Origin of the sequence: Acinetobacter sp. UBA3132 (assembly GCF_002364825.1) — a bacterium.
Classification (GTDB): Bacteria; Pseudomonadota; Gammaproteobacteria; order Pseudomonadales; family Moraxellaceae; genus Acinetobacter; species Acinetobacter schindleri.
This window is the reverse complement of record NZ_DEZM01000138.1, coordinates 6,644-26,422: the sequence shown is the minus strand read 5'-3', so window position 1 is coordinate 26,422 and position 19,779 is coordinate 6,644. Positions and strand designations below refer to the sequence as shown.

Annotated in this window: 19 protein-coding genes and 1 other RNA gene; 13 read left to right on the top strand and 7 right to left on the bottom strand. The window is 42.9% G+C overall.

Going from position 1 to position 19,779, the window contains the following annotated elements:
• Positions 1-7: 7 nt before the first annotated feature.
• Together glnG and glnL are read right to left on the bottom strand one after the other, a co-directional pair.
• On the bottom strand, positions 8-1,486 hold the full coding sequence (glnG, locus tag B4033_RS07440) for a nitrogen regulation protein NR(I) (RefSeq protein ID WP_163168257.1): 1,479 nt from the start codon (positions 1,484-1,486) through the stop codon (positions 8-10).
• Complete coding sequence (gene glnL / locus B4033_RS07435; protein ID WP_004812645.1) at positions 1,473-2,582, bottom strand: nitrogen regulation protein NR(II); 1,110 nt, start codon at positions 2,580-2,582, stop codon at positions 1,473-1,475. Before glnL ends, glnG begins: the two co-directional genes overlap by 14 nt.
• A gap of 351 nt (positions 2,583-2,933) precedes the next feature.
• On the opposite strand from glnL, the gene rimO reads away from it, so the two are divergent.
• The 12 genes from rimO (at position 2,934) to lpxA (ending at position 15,313) form a co-directional block, all read left to right on the top strand.
• Positions 2,934-4,277, top strand: coding sequence for a 30S ribosomal protein S12 methylthiotransferase RimO (rimO, locus tag B4033_RS07430; RefSeq protein ID WP_004894397.1), 1,344 nt, complete (start codon positions 2,934-2,936; stop codon positions 4,275-4,277).
• A gap of 40 nt (positions 4,278-4,317) precedes the next feature.
• Positions 4,318-5,046 carry a UMP kinase gene (pyrH, locus tag B4033_RS07425; protein WP_004812647.1) on the top strand — a complete coding sequence of 243 codons (729 nt, stop codon included), beginning with the start codon at positions 4,318-4,320 and terminating at the stop codon, positions 5,044-5,046.
• 77 nt (positions 5,047-5,123) lie between these two features.
• Positions 5,124-5,678 (top strand): ribosome recycling factor, encoded by a 555-nt coding sequence (gene frr, locus B4033_RS07420; protein WP_004812648.1) that lies wholly within the window; start codon positions 5,124-5,126, stop codon positions 5,676-5,678.
• A gap of 7 nt (positions 5,679-5,685) precedes the next feature.
• Positions 5,686-6,438: a polyprenyl diphosphate synthase gene (gene uppS, locus B4033_RS07415; protein WP_071320553.1), complete on the top strand. Its 753-nt coding sequence runs from the start codon at positions 5,686-5,688 to the stop codon at positions 6,436-6,438.
• Positions 6,439-6,441: 3 nt separating this feature from the next.
• Positions 6,442-7,266, top strand: a complete 825-nt coding sequence (locus tag B4033_RS07410; protein WP_004894403.1) for a phosphatidate cytidylyltransferase — start codon at positions 6,442-6,444, stop codon at positions 7,264-7,266.
• A complete protein-coding gene (ispC, locus tag B4033_RS07405) occupies positions 7,267-8,463 on the top strand; it encodes a 1-deoxy-D-xylulose-5-phosphate reductoisomerase (RefSeq protein WP_076753433.1) in 1,197 nt (398 codons plus the stop codon).
• A gap of 3 nt (positions 8,464-8,466) precedes the next feature.
• Entirely contained in the window at positions 8,467-9,822 is a 1,356-nt protein-coding gene (rseP, locus tag B4033_RS07400; protein WP_286832922.1) for an RIP metalloprotease RseP, read from the top strand.
• A gap of 40 nt (positions 9,823-9,862) precedes the next feature.
• A complete protein-coding gene (gene bamA, locus B4033_RS07395; RefSeq protein WP_286832920.1) occupies positions 9,863-12,376 on the top strand; it encodes an outer membrane protein assembly factor BamA in 2,514 nt (837 codons plus the stop codon).
• 89 nt (positions 12,377-12,465) lie between these two features.
• A complete protein-coding gene (locus B4033_RS07390; protein ID WP_286832919.1) occupies positions 12,466-12,963 on the top strand; it encodes an OmpH family outer membrane protein in 498 nt (165 codons plus the stop codon).
• A 3-nt stretch (positions 12,964-12,966) separates the two neighbouring features.
• A complete protein-coding gene (gene lpxD, locus B4033_RS07385; protein WP_286832917.1) occupies positions 12,967-14,037 on the top strand; it encodes a UDP-3-O-(3-hydroxymyristoyl)glucosamine N-acyltransferase in 1,071 nt (356 codons plus the stop codon).
• A 5-nt stretch (positions 14,038-14,042) separates the two neighbouring features.
• On the top strand, positions 14,043-14,528 hold the full coding sequence (gene fabZ, locus B4033_RS07380; RefSeq protein WP_026056779.1) for a 3-hydroxyacyl-ACP dehydratase FabZ: 486 nt from the start codon (positions 14,043-14,045) through the stop codon (positions 14,526-14,528).
• Positions 14,525-15,313, top strand: coding sequence for an acyl-ACP--UDP-N-acetylglucosamine O-acyltransferase (gene lpxA / locus B4033_RS07375; RefSeq protein ID WP_004894416.1), 789 nt, complete (start codon positions 14,525-14,527; stop codon positions 15,311-15,313). Before fabZ ends, lpxA begins: the two co-directional genes overlap by 4 nt.
• A gap of 56 nt (positions 15,314-15,369) precedes the next feature.
• Here the strand turns inward: lpxA and B4033_RS07370 are convergent, their stop codons facing one another.
• Positions 15,370-16,191, bottom strand: coding sequence for a YbgF trimerization domain-containing protein (locus tag B4033_RS07370; RefSeq protein WP_004812666.1), 822 nt, complete (start codon positions 16,189-16,191; stop codon positions 15,370-15,372).
• A 292-nt stretch (positions 16,192-16,483) separates the two neighbouring features.
• Here B4033_RS07370 and ffs point away from each other — a divergent pair.
• Positions 16,484-16,580, top strand: an RNA gene (ffs, locus tag B4033_RS07365) — signal recognition particle sRNA small type.
• A gap of 210 nt (positions 16,581-16,790) precedes the next feature.
• On the opposite strand, the gene B4033_RS07360 is transcribed toward ffs, so the two are convergent.
• The 4 genes from B4033_RS07360 to B4033_RS07345 all read right to left on the bottom strand — a co-directional run.
• Positions 16,791-17,408 (bottom strand): regulatory protein RecX, encoded by a 618-nt coding sequence (locus B4033_RS07360; RefSeq protein WP_004812668.1) that lies wholly within the window; start codon positions 17,406-17,408, stop codon positions 16,791-16,793.
• 77 nt (positions 17,409-17,485) lie between these two features.
• On the bottom strand, positions 17,486-18,529 hold the full coding sequence (gene recA / locus B4033_RS07355; protein WP_004812670.1) for a recombinase RecA: 1,044 nt from the start codon (positions 18,527-18,529) through the stop codon (positions 17,486-17,488).
• Positions 18,530-18,675: 146 nt separating this feature from the next.
• Positions 18,676-19,116, bottom strand: coding sequence for an RNA-binding S4 domain-containing protein (locus B4033_RS07350; RefSeq protein ID WP_004812671.1), 441 nt, complete (start codon positions 19,114-19,116; stop codon positions 18,676-18,678).
• Positions 19,109-19,779: HAD-IA family hydrolase (locus B4033_RS07345; RefSeq protein WP_286832914.1), on the bottom strand; the 671-nt coding region annotated here is incomplete at its 5' end. The genes B4033_RS07350 and B4033_RS07345, both read right to left, overlap by 8 nt.

Below are 19,779 nucleotides of genomic sequence, written 5' to 3'. Positions count from 1 at the left end.
TTTAATTTCAGGCCTGGCCTTCGACTTCTTCTACTTCATCGTCATCCGCACTGTCCATGCCGAGTTCTTTCAGCTTACGAGTCAGCGTATTACGCCCCCAACCTAAAAGCTCAGCAGCATGGCGTTTACGGCCACGAGTTTGCTGAAGGGCTGCATTAATCAGCGTGCGTTCAAACATTGGTGTTGCGATGTCGAGAATCTTCATCTCACCATTTTTTAGCTTTTGAATTGCCCATTGGTTCAGTAATTCATCCCAATGGTGCGGAGCAACCTGATTCAGATTTGGAATTGGTGCGCCGTTGTCCTGCTGGATAGGAATCTGTTTTAGTTCAGGTGGCAAGTCTTCTGGATAAACTTCACGACCTGTGATCATCACCGTTAGCCAGCGACAGGTATTTTCCAGCTGACGCACGTTCCCTTGCCAAGGCAGCTTCTGCATATATTCCTGAGTTTCAGGACGCAGAATCTTCGGATTGACACCAAGCTCTTTGCCTGCACGGGCCAGGAAATGCTGAGCCAGCATTGGAATATCTTCAGAACGGTGTGCCAGTTTAGGAATATGAATACGAATTACATTCAAACGGTGATACAAGTCTTCACGGAAGCGGCCATCGTGTACCAGTTTTTCCAGATCCTGGTGAGTTGCTGCCACGATACGCACATCGACCTTAACTGGAATATGACCACCTACACGGTAAAATTCACCATCTGCCAGGACACGGAGTAAACGGGTCTGGGTTTCAAATGGCATGTCTCCAATTTCGTCTAGAAACAATGTACCGCCGTTAGCCTGTTCGAAACGGCCTTGACGTTGGGTATTGGCACCCGTAAACGCACCTTTTTCATGACCGAACAATTCAGTCTCAATCAGGTCTTTTGGAATCGCTGCCATGTTCAGGGCAATAAATGGCTTATTGCTACGTGGTGAATGGCGGTGCAAAGCATGTGCTACCAATTCTTTACCTGTACCGGATTCACCATTAATCAAAACAGTAATATGCGATTGAGATAGACGGCCAATAGCGCGGAATACTTCCTGCATTGCAGGAGATTCACCGATAATTTCAGTCGATTGAATTGTTGGAGCCGCTTTTGCAGATTCCTGTTGCTGTAACTTGGTGATGTGCAGGATGGCACGATTCACCAATGCTAGCGCTTCATCAATATCAAATGGCTTTGGCAGATACTCGAAGGCACCGGTCTGATAACTTGATACTGCAGATTCCAGATCCGAGTGCGCCGTCATAATTATGACAGGCAGATCAGGATTAGTATTCTTGACCTTACCTAAAAAGGTTAAGCCATCAATACCCGGCATTCGGATATCGGTCAGGATCACATCTGGTGCATCCACACTCAACTGATCAAGTGCTGACTGGGCTTCTTCAAAACTGGTAACGTCGAAACCTTCTTCTTTGAATGTTTTTTCGAGTACCCAACGCATGGCACGATCGTCATCAATCACCCATATTTTATTTCGCGACATGATCTGACTCCCAAGGTAAAAATAAGCTAAATACGGTTTTTCCTGGAACTGACTGGCATTCAATCATTCCGTTATGTTGGTGCATTATATTTTGAGCAATACTGAGGCCCAGGCCGGTTCCTTTGGCACGGCTGGTCACAAGCGGGTAGAAAACGGCTTCAATAATATCGTCTGGTACACCCGGACCATTATCTTCAATGTCGATGCGTACTACTGAACGATGAATCACACCATTAATGGTATATAGACGCTGAATACGGGTTCTTAAAATCAGTTCAGGCTGATGCTCGACAAAGAAGTCTTTATTTTCAGTCATCGCCTGAACCGCATTCACACAGATATTCAGCATGACCTGAATCAGCTGATCGCGGTCTGCTAAAACTTCTGGCAGGGACAGGTCATAGTCCCGGGTAATTTTAATTTTCTTTTTGGTCTGATTGACAATTAATGAGCGAACACGTTCTAAAGGCTCATGGACGTTGACCATTTCATAGCTTGGCAATTGACGTGAACCCAGCATACTATCCGCCAGATTTCTCAGGCGATCCACTTCACTGATAATAATATCTGTAAATTCTTTGTATTTCGGATCATCCAGGCTACGTGCGAGAAGCTGTGTTGCACCACGAATACCACCAAGCGGGTTCTTGATTTCATGTGCTACACCACGGATCAACTGGCGCGCCACCTGATGTTGCTGAATATAGTTTTCTTCACGTGAGATTTTCAACATACGGTCACGCTGATTCAGCTCAATCAGCAATAAGGGGTGATGTGGTTTGCCTGCATTCAGTAGCGAAACCGTGTAATCCACATGAATGTCTTTAAAATTAACAATAATGGTCGCTTCACGGCGGGTATAAGGTTGTCCAGTATGCAGGGTGTTATACAGCGACTCTTCAGTATTGAACTCATCTGTAGGGGCTTGCAGGATATTTAATACCGGTGTGCCAAATGCGCGTAACAAGCTGATATCGAACATGGCCTCGCAGGCAGTGTTCAGGTAATAGATATTCAGGTTGCTATCAATCAGCATGACAGCAGTGGTCAGGTTGTCCACCAAAAGGCGATAGTCGATGGAAAGGGGCTGATCCATTAGCGATGGTTTTCCTGTATTAAAATAGCGCAATGGCATCTTCATAAAGCAAAATTTAAAGTCTTAAGTTCTCATTTGATGCACATTAAGCAAAATGCACGCCAACTTTTTAAATAATCCCTAAATTATTGCAATGAAATGGAAGTGGGGGCATGAAGATGCATGATTTGTTAATGGTATAGCTGATAAAAATCAGCATGTAAATCATAAATGTTCAATTTTGGTGCATGTATAATTATATTGAATATTTTATGGCTTTATTTTGGTGCTTGATGTAATCAGTCTCCATTTCAACTGTTTTTATGTTTCGAAAAGACATACAATACGCGCATTCTAGTGGAGCGCAGATTCATGAAGTCCCCCAAAGTCGGTTTTGTTTCTTTAGGTTGTCCTAAGGCATTGGTAGATTCTGAACGAATTTTAACTCAGTTGAAGACTGAAGGTTATGATGTCGCATCGGATTATGACGGTGCTGATTTAGTAGTGGTAAACACCTGTGGTTTTATTGAATCTGCAGTACAAGAGTCTCTAGACGCCATCGGTGAAGCGATGAGCGCGAATGGTCGCGTGATTGTGACGGGCTGTCTAGGTAAAGACGAAGACAAGATTCGCCAAATGCATCCGAATGTCCTGAAAGTGACTGGTGCTGCGGCTTATGAAGAAGTAATGGATGCGGTTCATCAATATGTCCCTGAACCGCCAAAACATAATCCATTTATTGATCTGGTTCCTGAGCAAGGCATTCGCCTTACTCCAAAACACTATGCGTACTTGAAAATTTCAGAAGGCTGTAACCACCGTTGTACTTTCTGCATTATCCCAAGCATGCGTGGTGATCTGGTATCGCGTCCAGTCGGTTCTGTGCTTGAAGAAGCTGCAGCACTAAAACGTGCTGGCGTAAAAGAAGTACTCGTCATCTCCCAGGATACTTCTGCTTACGGCGTGGATACCAAGTACAAACTTGACTTCTGGAATGGTCAGCCAGTTAAGACCAAATTCTATGATATGTGTGAAGCGCTGGGGCAGTTAGGCATCTGGGTGCGTCTGCACTATGTCTACCCATATCCACATGTGGATGCGGTGATTGATCTGATGGCACAAGGCAAAATCCTGCCATACCTGGATATTCCATTCCAGCATGCCAGTCCTAAAGTATTAAAGCTGATGAAGCGTCCTGCGCACAGTGAAAATACATTAGAACGTTTGAAAGTATGGCGTGAAAAATGTCCTGAATTAGTGCTGCGTTCGACATTTGTAGTGGGCTTCCCGGGTGAAACCGAAGAAGACTTCCAAATGTTGTTGGACTGGTTGCAGGAAGCTCAGCTGGATCGTGTGGGTTGTTTCACTTATTCAGCAGTTGAAGGTGCAGCAGCGAATGATCTGCCAGATCACGTGCCGGAAGAAATCAAGCAAGAACGTTATGAACGTTTCATGCAGGTGCAGCAAGCGATCTCAGCAGCCAAGCTGCAAAAGCGTATCGGTCAGAAAATGACAGTGCTAGTCGATGATCTGGAAGAGGAATTCCCGGTTGCTGTAGCACGTTCTTATGCCGATGCACCAGAGATTGATGGGAATGTATTTGTTGAAGATATCGACAAGAGCCTGATTAAGACAGGTGCTTTGCTTGAAGTCGAAATTACCGATGCGGACGAATATGACCTGTTTGCAAAACTGATTTCGATTAAATCAGCCTAATACTTAGATAAAATTAAATGAAATAATTTGGAGTTTGATGATGTTGGATTCTAAAAAGCCGCGTTTTGGCCGTATTTTGCTGAAACTTTCAGGTGAAGCGCTTGCCGGCAACAAGGATATGGGTATTGATGCACCAATCCTTGACCAGATGTCTTTAGCGATTGCACACCTGGTTGGATTGGGTGTACAGGTTGGTATTGTTGTCGGTGGTGGTAACTTGTACCGTGGTAGCCAGTTGCAGAAAGACGGTCTGGTTGGTCGTGTAACCGGTGACCAGATGGGTATGCTGGCAACCGTGATGAACGGTCTGGCATTACGTGATGCGCTGGTACGCCGTAACATCAAGACACGTTTACTTTCAGCATTGCCAATTGGCACCGTTGTAGAATCTTACTCAAGCCGTGATGCGATTCGTCACCTGACGCGTGGTGAAGTCTGCGTATTTGTTGCGGGTACAGGTAACCCGTTCTTTACCACTGATACAGCAGCTTGCTTGCGTGGTATTGAAATTGAAGCGGACCTGATTCTGAAAGCAACCAAGGTTGATGGTGTCTATAATAAAGATCCAAGCAAATTTGAAGATGCTGTTAAATACGAAACCTTAACCTTTGACCAAGTGCTTGATGAAAAACTGGGTGTGATGGATTTAACGGCGATCTGCCTATGCCGTGATCATAACGTACCGCTACAAGTTTTCGACATGAACAAGTCTGGTGCTTTATTGTCCGTTGTGATGGGTGAAAAAGAGGGTACTCACGTTACCAATTGATGACGTGAACCTTGAAGCACTTTATACTAGTCAAAATTTAGCTTTTACATTTTTTAGAATTAAGTAAGGAAGATCATATGATTAACGATCTTAAAAAAGACGCAGAAGACCGTATGAACAAGTCACTTGACTCATTGGAGCATGGTTTTGCCAAAGTTCGTACTGGACGTGCGCATCCATCGATTCTGAACGGTGTTATGGTTCCTTACTATGGCTCTGACGTGCCATTGAACCAGGTTGCAAACGTAGGTGTTGAAGATTCTCGTACCTTGCTGGTTCAACCATTTGAGCGTTCAATGGTTGCTGCAATTGATAAAGCCATTCGTGAATCAGATTTAGGGCTTAACCCGATTACTGCTGACGCAATTCGTGTACCAATGGCTGCGTTAACTGAAGAAACTCGCCGTGACATGCAGAAAGTTGCGCGTAACGAAGCTGAAAACGCTAAAGTTGCGATCCGTAACATTCGTCGTGATGTTTTAGGCGATATCAAAGCTTTATTGAAAGAAAAAGAAATTTCTGAAGATGAAGAGCGTCGTGCTTCTGACGAAATCCAGAAAATTACCGATAAATATGTTGCTGAAGTTGATAAACGTTTGGCTGCAAAAGAAGCTGAATTGATGAAGGTCTAATTCATCAATGACCGTTTCTGAAGAGAGTTCCCGTCTTCCAAAACATGTTGCCATCATCATGGATGGCAACAATCGTTTTGCCAAAAAAAATCAGATGCAAAAGGGTGAAGGACACCGTGAAGGTAAAAGCGTCCTTGATCCAATTGTAGAACACTGTAGAAAAAGAAAAATCCAGGCTTTAACTGTATTTGCGTTTTCGAGTGAAAACTGGAATCGTCCGCAGTATGAAGTGGATCTGCTCATGCGATTGCTCGAAGACACCATCCATGAACAGTTACCGCGCATGGAAAAATTCAATATTGCCTTGCGCTTTATTGGTGATTGCAGCCGTTTATCTCCAGAGTTGCAAGCTTTGATGTTGCATGCTGAGGAAAGGACTGCTAAGTTCGATAGCATGACGCTCACTATTGCCATTAGTTATGGTGGTATGTGGGATATGGCGCAGGCTGCGAAGCGAATTGCTGCGGATGTTTTAACAAATAAATTAGAACTTGATGCAATTAATGCTGATGTTTTTGGTCAATATGTAAGTCTTAGTGATTTACCACCTGTGGATCTGTTAATCCGTACCGGTGGAGATTTCCGCTTGTCAAACTTCCTGCTCTGGCAGGCAGCTTATGCGGAACTGTATTTTACTGAAACCTTATGGCCAGAATTTACCACGGAAGAACTTGACGATGCCTTTGCCGTATTTGGTGGGCGTGAACGTCGGTTTGGCAAGACATCAGAACAGATTCAGCAAGAGAAACTTGAGAATTAATACATGTTAGAGCGGATTATAACCGCATTGGTTTTGGTGGCTGTTGTACTCAGTTGTATGTTTGCCACTACTGCATATTACCCAATGTTTGTGTTGATGGTCGTTGCTGCAGGCGTGGCAGGTTATGAGTGGTTTAAACTCATGCCACGTCAGGGGAAAAAAGTAATTAAGCCGTTTGCTTGGGGTTATGGCTTACTCACAGCAGTTCTTTCAGCACTTGCACTCTATTTTTCAGACATCTCCATGCTGCTTTGGGCGGCATCGATTTTGACCTGGATTCTCAGCATCTATTGGGTTAAATCCTATCCTGAATATGATGGCTGGTACAATGTTACTTTAAATGGCATTGGCGTGATCCTGATCTCGGCGGCGGTCACTGCAATCTATTCAGTCTGGCAGCATTCACCTTGGTGGTTAATGTATCTGTTTTTGCTGGTTTGGGGGGCAGACAGTGGTGCCTATTTTATTGGACGAAAATTCGGTAATAAAAAGCTTGCACCGAAGGTTAGTCCAAACAAATCGGTTGAAGGGTTGTATGGCGGGATCGTCACATCCATGTTGATTGTCATTACAGTCACATTACTTTATCTTGATATCAGTATCCCCGAACTACTTTTATTCCTGATTTTATCGGTATTAACAGTCTTTAGTTCTGTGCTTGGCGACCTGTTTGAATCGATGATCAAACGTCGTGCTGGCATTAAAGATTCGGGACGTATTCTGCCAGGACATGGTGGTGTGTTGGACCGTATTGATTCTCTCCTTGCTGCAGCGCCGATTTTTGCTGCAGGCATGTATGTCTTAAAACTAATTGGCGTAGATTTATAAATGTCACAAGCTGTTTGTATACTGGGTGCTACAGGTTCTATTGGGCAAAGTACTTTAAAAATCCTGCAGCGACATCCTGAAGCTTACAGCGTATATGCTGTGACTGCACAAAGCCGTATTGCTGAACTGGTCGAGATCTGTAAGCAGTTTCGACCAAAAATCGCTGTGGTGCCAGCCTCTAAAGTAGATGAACTGGCACAATTGCTGAAACAGCAACAGTTATCCGAAATAGAAATTTTACCGGATGAAGCAGGCTTGATTGCAGTTGCTGAACATCCAGAAGTAGATGTAGTCATGGCGGCGATTGTTGGTGCAGCTGGCCTTTTGCCGACATTGGCTGCGGTCAAAGCGGGAAAACGCGTCCTGTTGGCTAATAAAGAAGCTTTGGTGATGTCTGGCGATATTATGATGCAGGCTGCTCGTGATCATGGGGCTTTATTGCTACCTGTGGACTCAGAGCACAATGCAATTTTCCAGTGTTTGCCGGCGAATTACTTCGATGCTGAGCGTAACGGTCAGCCAAAACTGGGTGTACAGCAGATTCTGTTAACTGCCTCTGGTGGTCCATTCTTAAATCATACTTTCGAGCAGCTGCAGACGGTCACACCAGCACAAGCCTGCAAGCATCCGAACTGGTCGATGGGTCAGAAAATTTCAGTAGATTCAGCAACCTTGATGAATAAAGGTTTGGAACTGATTGAAGCCTGTCATTTATTTGCAGTAAAAGAACAATTTGTTACAGTTGTCGTGCATCCACAGAGTATTATTCACTCCATGGTTCAATATGTAGATGGTTCAACTTTGGCGCAAATGGGTAACCCGGATATGTGTACCCCGATTGCACATGCCTTGGCATGGCCAGAGCGGATCAGTACGCATGTCGCGCCATTAGATTTATTTGTACATTCACAACTGAATTTCCAGCAACCGGATACCCAGCGTTTTCCTGCATTAAAACTGGCACGCCAGGCAATGCAGCAAGGCGGGATTGCGCCTGCTATTCTGAATGCAGCCAATGAAATTGCCGTGGCAGCATTTTTGCATGAAAAAATTACTTTCATTCAAATACCTCAGATAGTTGAATATACGCTGAATTCGATGGACAATCGGACAGCAGATCAGCTGGAAGTGATTCTTCAGGCTGATCGGCAGGCGCGTGATATCGCCCGTCAATTCGTTGTGAATAAAGGAAGTTAAGCCATGAACGCCTTGTTTATTATCGCAGCTGCAATTCTGTTATTAGGTCCTCTGATTGCGATCCATGAATTTGGACATTACTTTGTAGCTCGAAAACTTGGCGTAAAGGTTTTAGTTTATTCGATTGGATTTGGTCCAACGCTAATTAAATGGACTTCAAAAAAGTCTGGTATCCAGTATCAGCTTTCTGCTTTGCCGTTTGGCGGCTATGTCAAAATGCTCGATGAACGTGAAGGTAATGTACCTGAAGAGGACCTCCCTAAAGCATTTAATCGTCAACATCCATGGAAACGTATCGCGATTGTTGCGGCTGGTCCTTTAATTAATCTTTTCTTTGCAGTGATTCTATTCTGGATTTTATTTTTACCTGCACAAGAGCAGTTAAATACCCGTGTGGGTCAGGTTTTGCCTAATACACCTGCAGCTGCTGTACAGATGCAGCAAGGTGACAAAATTACCGCAGTGGATGGCACTGAAGTCGCAACCTGGGAAAAGCTGAATTATGCCTTGGTTGATCGTGTTGGTGAAACCGGGCTGATTACGATTCAGGCCGAACGTGATGGACAGATAAAAAGTTTCCAATTGCCGATTCAGAGTTTTCTGAAAGATCAGTCACAGTCTCCACTGGATACTTTAGGTTTTATACCGTATCGTCCAGAAATTCCTGCCGTGGTATCTAAGCTCAGTGAGGATGGGGCTGCAATCCGCCAAGGCATGAAGGAAGGTGACAAGATCATTGCCATTGATGGTGTGGCGATGAAAAACTGGTTTGATGTGGTACAGGTTGTCCAGGCATCACCAGAAAAATTATTAAAAATAGTTGTGTTACGTAATAACCAGGTGGTGCATTTACAGGTGATGCCACAGGCGAAACGTGACAATATGGGTAAAGTGACGGGTATGCTGGGTGTACAAAGTGACCCAGGCAAAATCACCATCCCGGCAGAATATAAACAGACAATTCAATATAGTCCGACTGAAGCACTGGTCATGGCTTTTGACAAAACGACACAACTGTCTTCGATGATTCTTAACTCGATTGTGAAGATGGTTCGTGGTCTGATTGGTCTGGATAATTTATCTGGTCCAATCACGATTGCCAAAGTGGCAGGTCAAAGTGCGGAAATGGGATGGCAAACTTTTATTTCCTTTATGGCGCTAATGAGTGTAAGTTTAGGGATATTAAATTTACTGCCAATTCCAATGCTTGATGGCGGACATCTGGTTTACTATTTTATTGAATTATTACGTGGTAAACCTGTTTCTGAACAAATACAATTGGTTGGCTTAAAAATTGGTATGGTATTGCTGGGTAGTATGATGCTACTTGCACTATTTAATGATTTTATGCGTTTATAACAACGTAGATGGAATAAATTAACAAGCGGAAAAGACTGGCATGCAGCACACACATTTATTTATGCCTTTGGCACTCGTTAGTGCTATGGCAGTTGCACAACAAGTATATGCAGCAGATGAATTCGTAGTACAAGATATAAAATTTGACGGACTGGTTCGTCTCACTCCCGAAAATGTGTATGGCCTGGTGCCAATCAATAGTGGTGATCGTGTCAATGATCCGATTATTGCCAATGCGATCCGGAGTCTGTATGCCTCAGGCTTGTTTGATGATATCAAGGCAACTCAAGCTGGAAATACGCTAGTATTCCAGGTGGTTGAACGCCCGGTTATTTCCAAGATCGAACTAAAAGGCAACAAGCTGATTCCGAAGGAAGCTTTGGAAGAAGGTTTGAAAAAAATGGGTCTTGCTGAAGGTGAGGTTCTAAAAAAATCTGCTTTGCAAACTGTAGAAACCGAGCTTGAACAGCAGTATATGCAGCAAGGTCGTTATGATGCAGACATTACAGTAAAGACCACGCCGAAGCCAAATAACCGTGTCGATCTGCTGATTGAATTTGTGGAAGGTAAGGCTGCAAAAGTTTTTGACATTAATATTATTGGGAATACGGTCTTTAAAGAAGATGAGATCAAGCAGGCTTTTGCAATCAAGGAAAGCTCTTGGAATTCGATTATTTCCCGTAATGACCGTTATGCACGTGAGAAAATGGCAGCAAGCCTTGAAGCTTTGCGTGCTATGTACTTAAACCGTGGTTATATCAACTTCAATATCAATAACTCAAGTCTGAACCTGAGTGAAGATAAGAAAAATGTCTTTATTGAAGTATCGGTAGATGAAGGTGAGCAATTCAAATTTGGTGAGACCAAATTCCTGGGTGATGCGCTTTATTCAGCAGATGAACTCAAAGTTTTACAACTATACAAAGACGGTGAAATTTATTCACAGGAAAAAGTGAATGCGGTTAAACAGTTATTACTGCGTAAATATGGTAATGCTGGCTATTATTTCGCTGAAGTAAATGTTGTTCCAGAAATTAATAAAGATACTAAACTGGTTGACTTAAATTATTACATCAACCCAGGTCAGCAGGTGACTGTACGTCGCATTAATTTTACTGGTAATAACAAAACTGCGGATGAAGTATTACGTCGTGAAATGCGTCAGATGGAAAGCGCACTGGCGAGTAACGAAAAAATTGATCTGTCTAAGGTCCGTCTGGAACGTACCGGTTTCTTTAAATCGGTTGATATTAAACCGGCGCGTATTCCTGGTTCGCCGGATCAGATTGATTTAAATGTTGCGGTTGAAGAGCAGCATTCCGGGACAAGTACCTTGGCAGTTGGTTTCTCGCAAAGTGGTGGTGTGACCTTCCAGGCTGGTTTAAGTCAAACTAACTTCCTGGGTACAGGGAATAGTGTATCGGTAGATCTATCACGTTCTGAAACTCAAGATTACTATAACCTGAGTGTAACCGATCCATACTTTACTATTGATGGGGTACGTCGTGGTTATAACCTGTACTACCGTAAAACCAAGCTGGATGATGACTATAACGTCAACAACTATGTAACGGATAGTTTTGGTGGTGGGATTAACTTTGGTTATCCAATCGATGAGAACCAGAGTATTAGTTTTGGTCTGAATATTGATCAGACCGATGTTACGACTGGTCCATACGTTTCTACCTATGTTCGTGACTATTTGCTAGCAAATGATGGTAAGGAAACCGGTAACCCAGGAAGATATTGTCCAGATGGACTATGGAATGCAACTGATAGAACCTGTGGTACGAATGATCAAGGTTGGGAGTCTTTCCCTGATGAGTTTAAAGGGGATTTCCTGACCTATAATCTTAATTTAGGCTGGTCATATAATACCTTAAACCGCCCAATCTTCCCTACAACTGGTTTCTCACATCGTATTAATGGTGAAATTGCCTTGCCAGGTAGTGATGTGGAATATCAAAAGCTGACTTACGATGCGCAAGCTTACTTCCCGTTAGGCAAGAATTTTGTAGTTCGTGGCTATGGTAAGCTCGGTTATGGTAATGATCTTCCATTCTATAAAAACTTCTATGCGGGTGGTTTTGGTTCAGTCCGTGGTTATGAAAATAGTACTTTGGGTCCTAAATACCCAGGTGTTACATATAACGAATCACGTACTCGCGATTATGATCCTGAAGAAGTAGGCGGTAATGCTTTAGTTCAGTTTGGTACAGAATTGGTGCTTCCAGTTCCATTTAAAGGAGATTGGGCACGTCAGGTGCGTCCAGTACTATTTGCTGAAGGTGCACAGGTCTTTGATACTCAATGTGATGTGCCAAGAGGTAATTTGTACTTAACTGGTGGTTCAAGTGATCTAGGTGTAGATGCTAAACAGTACTGTAAAGACAACTTCGGTTTTGAACTGGATAACATGCGTTATAGCGTGGGTGCCGGCTTTACCTGGATTACTATGATCGGCCCATTATCATTAAGTTATGCATATCCGTTGAATGATAAAAAAGGTGATGATACCAAGAGTATTCAATTCGAAATTGGTCGTACCTTCTAATTTAATTAACCAAAGTTAATATTACTTGGCCTTGTGAATAGTAAGAAATTACTATTTTTAAGGCCATTTTTATAGATAGAGAAATACAGATGAAAAAAATGATGATGGCGATCGGTATCGCTGTGGCAACTTTAACTTCAACGGCACAGGCAGCTGGTGTGGGAGTAATTGATCTGGAACGTTTGGTGGAAAATAGCACATATCTAAAACAGCAAAATACGTCATTCCAGCAGACTATCAAACCACAAACCGCCAAAATTGAGCAGCTAAATAAAGAATTGGAAGCCATTCAGCAACGTGCCCAGGCAAACCCTAAAATGAGTGCAGCAGATAAGAAAAAGCTCGAAGAACAATATCAGGCAAAATTTAAAGAGTTAGGTCAGTTACAGCAAGCTATACAGACTAGTGCGCAAAGCTCTATTCAGCAGGTTCGTACTATATTTGATGCACGTGTGAAGCAAGTCGCTGAACAATTACGTCAAGAAAACAAGCTGGATGTGGTTTTGAATAAAAATAGCGCGCTTGCCTATGACCCTAAGTATGATTTAACTGATAAAATGATTCAAAAGGTTAATGCAATTAAATAATCAATGAATCATCAACAGCTTCAATTAGCTGACCTCGCTCGTCTGGTGCAAGGTGAGTGTATAGGTCAGTCCGATTTGCAGTTAAGAGGCTTGGCAAGTCTTGAGCATGCAACAGTACAGGATCTGGCATTTGTTACTGCTGATAAATATCTGGAACAGGCAGCTCAAAGCCAGGCAGGTGCTCTGATTGTGACAGCTGAGCTTAAAACACAGCTAAGTTCACATCACAACTTTATTGTCGTGGCAAATCCTTATCTTGCTTTTGCAATGCTGACTCATGTATTTGAGCAAAAGCAGACTCAACGTGGTATAGAAAGTACGGCACAGATTCATCCTTCGGCTGTAATTGCAGATGATGCCTATATTGGTCACTATGTGGTGATCGGTGAAAATTGTGTAGTCGGGTCAAATACGGTCATTCAGTCCCATGTACAGATGGATAACCAGGTAGAAATTGGTAAAGACTGTTTTATTGATGCTCACGTCACCTTGACCGGTACGACAAAAATTGGTGACCGGGTACGTATCCATGCCAATAGCGTCATTGGCAGTGAAGGTTTTGGCTTTGCGCCTTATCAAGGTAAATGGCACCGTATTGCACAATTAGGGTCGGTACGTATTGGTCATGATGTCCGTATTGGTTCTAATTGCAGTATTGATCGTGGTGCTCTGGATCACACAATTCTGGAAAATGGCGTCATTATTGATAACCTTGTGCAAGTCGCCCATAACGTTAAAATTGGTGCCAACACTGCCATTGCAGCAAAAACAGCGATTGCAGGCAGTACCAGTATTGGCAAAAACTGTATCATTGGTGGGGCTACAGCGATTTCAGGACACCTGAATATTGCGGATAATGTGACTTTGACCGGAATGTCAATGGTGACAAATAATATTTCTGAAGCTGGAAAATATTCTTCAGGTATCGGATTGTTTGAAAATCAGAAGTGGAAGCGCACAGTGGTTCGCATTAGACAATTAGCAGATGTGCCATTGACCCAGGTAATGAAACGCCTTGATCATATGCAGTCTCAAATTGAGTCCATTGAATCAACATTTAAGTTGCGTAAATAATTATGATGACAGAATCGAATTTGCCTACATTCACGAAGCCTGAATTGCCAATGACCATTCAAAAGATTCGTGAGTATTTGCCTCATCGCTATCCATTCCTGCTTGTGGATCGCGTGGTAGATATTACTGATAATGGCATCGTGGGTTATAAAAACGTTTCAATTAATGAAGAGTTTTTACAGGGCCATTTTCCTAATTACCCAATCATGCCAGGTGTGCTAATTGTAGAAGCATTGGCACAGGTAGCAGGTATTCTTGGTTTCGTCATGAACAATGAGACTCCAACAGAGGGCTCTTTGTTCCTTTTTGCTGGTGCTGAGAAGGTTAGATTTAAAAAACAAGTGGTTGCAGGCGACCAATTGGTATTAAAAGCTGAATTAGTGATGCAAAAACGTGGCATTTACAAATATAATTGTATAGCCACAGTAGATGGCGTAGTCGCAACAACCGCGGAAATTATGGTTTCGCATCAGAAAGTCGAGCAGGCATGAGCAATAACTCCCTTATTCATCCAACTGCCATTATTGACTCATCTGCAGTAATTGCTTCAGATGTTCAAATTGGTCCTTACTGTATTATTGGGCCAAATGTCACTATTGGTGCAGGTACCAAACTTCATTCACACGTCGTTGTGGGTGGGTACACACGCATTGGCGAACACAATGAGATTTTCCAGTTTGCGAGTGTGGGAGAAGTTTGTCAGGACCTGAAATATGCAGGTGAAGAAACCTGGCTTGAGATTGGTGATCATAACAAGATTCGCGAACATTGCAGTCTGCACCGTGGTACTGTTCAGGACAATAGCATTACCAAAATCGGCAGTCATAACCTGCTGATGGTAAATACGCATATTGCACATGACTGTATGGTGGGCGATCACAATATCTTTGCAAATAATGTGGGTGTAGCTGGTCACGTCCATGTGGGTGATTATGTGGTGATTGGGGGGAACTCAGGTATCCATCAGTTCTGTAAGATTGATTCTTATAGCATGATCGGTGGTGCATCACTGATTCTTAAAGATGTGCCTGCTTATGTAATGGTTTCCGGTAATCCTGCGCATGCATTTGCAATGAATGTAGAAGGGATGCGTCGTAAGGGTTGGTCGAAAAATGTAATCAATGGCCTACGTGAGGCATTTAAACTGATCTATAAATCAGGTTTAACCACACAAGAAGCAATTGAAAAAATTCGTGCAGAGATTCTGCCAGAAGTGGCTGAAGCACAGCGCTTGCTTGATTCTTTGGAGCAGTCTAAACGTGGTATTGTGCGTTAATAGACTATTCATAAAAAAGACACCTTTTCAGGTGTCTTTTTCATTTCTGAATCTTTTTATTTAAAGAATTTAGCTTCTTCAGACTGCGGATAATTTTTCAACAAGCGAGATTTATATTGTGCAGCCAAGGTCTTGTTTTTCTCTACCTCACTGCTGACATTATACAATTGATACAAAGCACGAGCAGCTTTTGCCGAATTTGGATAGCGGTCTGCCACAATGGCATAATTTCGCTTCGCTTCAGTAAAATTCGGTGGATCAATCGACAGATTAAACTCTGCTAACCAGAAATAGGCATTGCTGATATACACGCTGTTTGGATTATTCTTAATGAAATTCTGCATTGGTGCAATCGCTTTTGCGGCACCGCCATTCTTGTAGGCATCCAGGGCTACTGTATATGCAGCTTTTTCTAACTCGGAGGGTTGGGCAGAAGAGCTCGAAGCTGTTGATGTCTGAGCTTGGCTTAACTTGCTGTTGCCTGCTCCTGAACTGGGTGCAGTATCCTGTTGATTATCCTCCTCAGTGCCTTGTTCAGGATCAATCTTTTGCTGTAGTAACTCAAGACGTTGATCGAGATCGGCATAACGGTTAGCCAGTTCACTTTTTAGTGACTGGATCTCGTTGTCCTGTTCTTCAATCTTGCCGCGCAAGCCACGAATATCACTTTCCAGTTGCTGATTTTTTTGCAGCAATTGCCAGCTCATATTGGTCTGTACTGGGGTATCTACTCCTGAGGAAATCGCAGGCAGGGTGCTGGTAGGTGCTGTACTGTTACCACCCTGGCTTAAGCCTCGAGATTCAATTGGAACTGCAGCAAAAAGTGAAGTGGTACAGAGCATGCTGAACGCGCATAAGACATGTTTTTTAAACATCATCTATTTTATCCATGTTGTTTTGAATGAACCAGAATTCAAGGCGGTCAATCAAATAAATTATTCAATATATAGGCACACATTTAAAACGGCATTGCCGGGAATTGCAACATGCTTTTACAAAGTCGAAGGGGTTTTTCGGGCAGGAATTTGTATCTCGGATTTACAGAAAATCCTGAATTAATCCTACATTGTTTTTAAAATAATCAAACGGATAGCTTGTACCAGATTTTTTGGTACTCTCGCTTGCAAGTTCATTAAAAATCTCTATACTCTGTTCTTGCAATGGTAGCCCTGCCGGTTACTTCGCAATTGCACTCTGCGAACCCCGCCAGGACCGGAAGGTAGCAACGGTAGTAGAACTGCGATGTGCCGAAGCTTTGCTGGTAGGGTTGCCACCATATTTTTCATTTAATAAAAACAATACCAATTTGAATTTTCTATTCTCATATCTAATCTTTTATTTATAAGCTCAAGCTGTATATCTTATTATTTGAATACTCAGTTCATGGTTGTTTTATTTTCGATTTAAGCTTGTTTCCTAAACTATATGAAATTCAATATTCAAGACTTTTAGTTATTCAGGCCTTTAGAATAAGTAATCAATCTTCTGCTTTACGGTTAATCGCTTTCATAATGGCATCCATTTCAAAACCCCGGTACATGAGAAAACGGATCTGCTTGGCTTTGACTTTGGGATCTTTTGTAACTTCAGGGCCGTATTTCTTGAGCTTCAGTTCATAAGCTTGCTGAACCCAGTCGGTTTCTTTAAGTTCATCTATAATTAAAGCTGTATCAATCTTTTTGCTTTTCAGCTTCATTTTAATCTGATTCGGGCCTTTACCTTTGCGCTTTTGGCTGGAAAGTAAAGTTTCTGCAACACGCTGATCACTTTGGTAATTCTCACGGGAAAGCTCATCAACAAGCTCTAGTACTTCATCACGATTTTCTGCATATAAGCACAGTTTTTCGATCAGTTCCGCTTTGGCGTATTCCTTACGAGTCAGTACTGCAAAGGCATAGGAGCGCAAACGGGAGCCGGTTAAGCCCGGTTTCTTTTTATCTTCCTGCTTGTTATCAAATAAGCTTTCTTCAGGATCAAACTCGGGCAGGGTATCAGCTTGGGATAGAGTTGCTGGCTTGGACGAATCATGAGCATCGCCAAACTGTTGCTTGATGGTTTCATAATCCAGGAGCTTAGTGAACTTTGCATCAGACATAGTGAATCCCATTCATTTTATTACCTTTCCATAATAACAAAAACGCCCCGTAGGGCGCTTTGTAAGACGTTTAAGGATTATGCATCCAGAAAGTCTGCTGGTTCTTCTTCGTCTTTATCTTCAACCACATTGCCTGTCGTCAAAAGCTGCTCACGAATCAGTTTTTCAATGGTATCTGCAAGTGCTTTGTTCTCTTCCAGATAACGAATGGTGTTGTTCTTGCCTTGGCCAATCTTGTCACCTTGATAAGAGTACCAGGCACCGGCTTTCTGTACGATTTCCTGCTGTACTGCAAGGTCAATCAGTTCACCGAGATGGTTTACACCTTTACCATACAGAATTTGGAATAGAGCTTCCTTAAATGGAGGCGCCATTTTGTTCTTCACAACTTTAACTTTAGTTTCAGAACCAACGATTTCGTCGCCTTCTTTTACCTGACCAATACGTCGGATATCCAGACGTACAGAAGCATAGAATTTCAGTGCATTACCACCAGTAGTAGTTTCCGGACTACCAAACATCACACCAATTTTCATACGGATCTGGTTAATGAAGATCACCATACAGTTTGAACGCTTGGCATTACCAGTGATTTTACGCAGTGCCTGGCTCATCAAACGTGCTTGCAGACCCATGTGTGAGTCACCCATTTCGCCTTCAATTTCAGCACGAGGGGTTAAGGCAGCTACGGAGTCGACAACGATCAGGTCAATCGCGCCTGAACGTACCAGCATGTCGGCAATTTCAAGTGCCTGTTCACCGTGGTCGGGTTGAGATACCAGCAGGTTGTCGATATCTACACCCAATTTACGTGCATATTGAGGATCAAGCGCATGTTCAGCATCGATGAATGCACAAGTACCACCAGCTTTTTGACATTCTGCAATCGCTTGTAATGTCATTGTGGTTTTACCTGAAGATTCAGGACCATAGATCTCGATAATACGGCCTTTTGGTAAACCACCAATACCGAGCGCGATATCAAGCGTTAAAGAACCTGTAGATACAGCTTCAACTGCTTGAACGGTATTGTCACCAAGACGCATTACTGTGTTTTTGCCAAACTGTTTTTCAATCTGGCTTAAGGCAGCATTCAGCGCCTTGTTTTTATTCTCATCCATCTTACAACCTCAATACGATGTCACTAAATTAGTACTCAAGTGGATGTCTTAAATTAGAGCTTTGTTCCACAGGTATAATAGTGACAGAAAGTTCCCTGATATTCTATAAAATTCAGCGCATGTACGACATACGCTGACGCTTGAATTTAATCATCATTATATGACCAATGCTGGTCAAATAGCTGACTATTTTCGTCTCTAAATTTGCTGATGTCACGGCGATCTTTTTTACTTGGTCGGTGATCCGGACGAGCAAGATTATGCAACTTTCTTTGTGATGCAATCAATTCCCGTCGGGCAATACTGACTTCAGTTTCTTCATAAAGTGTTTGCGCAACTGGAGCAGGGCCACGGACATCAGATAGTTCTTTGACAACAACAGTTTTCTTGTCAATGCCTTGTTGAACCGTGATTTCCATGCCGATCCGGACTTCACGGGAGACTTTGACACGTTCGCCGCCAATATGCACCTTGCCGCCTTCAATGGCATTCTTGGCAATGGAGCGCGTTTTGAAAAAACGTGCCGCCCACAGCCATTTATCTATACGCATGCCTACCGCATCTTCGGGTAAAGACGATTTACGCATATTGCTTGTTAACCTCAGCCTGATTTAAATATGTGATTAAATCTGTTAATTGGTGCAGCATCGGGTAATTGCAAGTCTCGCGAGAAACTTTGCTGGAGGAGGGCTGTTTAATACTGAACAGATTCTGAATGCCATAGGCTTTGGCACCATTCAATACTTTTTCTGTGTCATCAATAAAATAGACCTGCTCAGGATCAAAAGGATGCAGGGCGTTTAGACCTTGCCAGAATTCAACAAACTCCTTGGCATGCCCGATGGTTTCAGAGCTGACAATCACGTCAAAATAATCTTTGAGTTGCAGATGTTCCAATTTGAAGCTGAGTCCGGCACAGTCGGCATTGGTGGCCAGCCAGATCGGGTAGCCGTTTGCCTTTAGATAATCCAGTAACCCCAGTGCCTGTGGTCTTAATGCGACTTTGGATTTATGCTCGATTTGCATCGCCAGAACATCCACTTCGACTTTAGCTGTCCAGAAGCGCGATGAGTACCAGTTTAGGGTATGATTATGTTCTTGATAGAATGCATAAAGCGTTGTTCGACTTTGCTCCAGGCTGCAATGGTGCGTTTCAGCATAGCGGACAGGAAGCAGGTCATTCCAGATGAAATCGTCATAGGCAAGATCAAGTAGGGTCCCGTCCATATCAAAAATAATGGGCGGTTTGA

Excerpts from the sequence above, each read along its gene's own strand:
- pyrH (WP_004812647.1), top strand. The coding sequence starts at position 4,318 with ATGTTGGATTCTAAAAAGCCGCGTTTTGGCCGTATTTTGCTGAAACTT.
- frr (WP_004812648.1), top strand. The coding sequence starts at position 5,124 with ATGATTAACGATCTTAAAAAAGACGCAGAAGACCGTATGAACAAGTCA.
- B4033_RS07410 (WP_004894403.1), top strand. The coding sequence starts at position 6,442 with ATGTTAGAGCGGATTATAACCGCATTGGTTTTGGTGGCTGTTGTACTC.
- glnG (WP_163168257.1), bottom strand. The coding sequence starts at position 1,486 with ATGTCGCGAAATAAAATATGGGTGATTGATGACGATCGTGCCATGCGT.
- ispC (WP_076753433.1), top strand. The coding sequence starts at position 7,267 with ATGTCACAAGCTGTTTGTATACTGGGTGCTACAGGTTCTATTGGGCAA.
- lpxA (WP_004894416.1), top strand. The coding sequence starts at position 14,525 with ATGAGCAATAACTCCCTTATTCATCCAACTGCCATTATTGACTCATCT.
- rimO (WP_004894397.1), top strand. The coding sequence starts at position 2,934 with ATGAAGTCCCCCAAAGTCGGTTTTGTTTCTTTAGGTTGTCCTAAGGCA.
- fabZ (WP_026056779.1), top strand. The coding sequence starts at position 14,043 with ATGACAGAATCGAATTTGCCTACATTCACGAAGCCTGAATTGCCAATG.
- glnL (WP_004812645.1), bottom strand. The coding sequence starts at position 2,582 with ATGGATCAGCCCCTTTCCATCGACTATCGCCTTTTGGTGGACAACCTG.
- B4033_RS07350 (WP_004812671.1), bottom strand. The coding sequence starts at position 19,116 with ATGCGTAAATCGTCTTTACCCGAAGATGCGGTAGGCATGCGTATAGAT.
- uppS (WP_071320553.1), top strand. The coding sequence starts at position 5,686 with ATGACCGTTTCTGAAGAGAGTTCCCGTCTTCCAAAACATGTTGCCATC.
- B4033_RS07390 (WP_286832919.1), top strand. The coding sequence starts at position 12,466 with ATGAAAAAAATGATGATGGCGATCGGTATCGCTGTGGCAACTTTAACT.
- bamA (WP_286832920.1), top strand. The coding sequence starts at position 9,863 with ATGCAGCACACACATTTATTTATGCCTTTGGCACTCGTTAGTGCTATG.
- B4033_RS07360 (WP_004812668.1), bottom strand. The coding sequence starts at position 17,408 with ATGTCTGATGCAAAGTTCACTAAGCTCCTGGATTATGAAACCATCAAG.
- B4033_RS07370 (WP_004812666.1), bottom strand. The coding sequence starts at position 16,191 with ATGATGTTTAAAAAACATGTCTTATGCGCGTTCAGCATGCTCTGTACC.
- recA (WP_004812670.1), bottom strand. The coding sequence starts at position 18,529 with ATGGATGAGAATAAAAACAAGGCGCTGAATGCTGCCTTAAGCCAGATT.
- rseP (WP_286832922.1), top strand. The coding sequence starts at position 8,467 with ATGAACGCCTTGTTTATTATCGCAGCTGCAATTCTGTTATTAGGTCCT.
- lpxD (WP_286832917.1), top strand. The coding sequence starts at position 12,967 with ATGAATCATCAACAGCTTCAATTAGCTGACCTCGCTCGTCTGGTGCAA.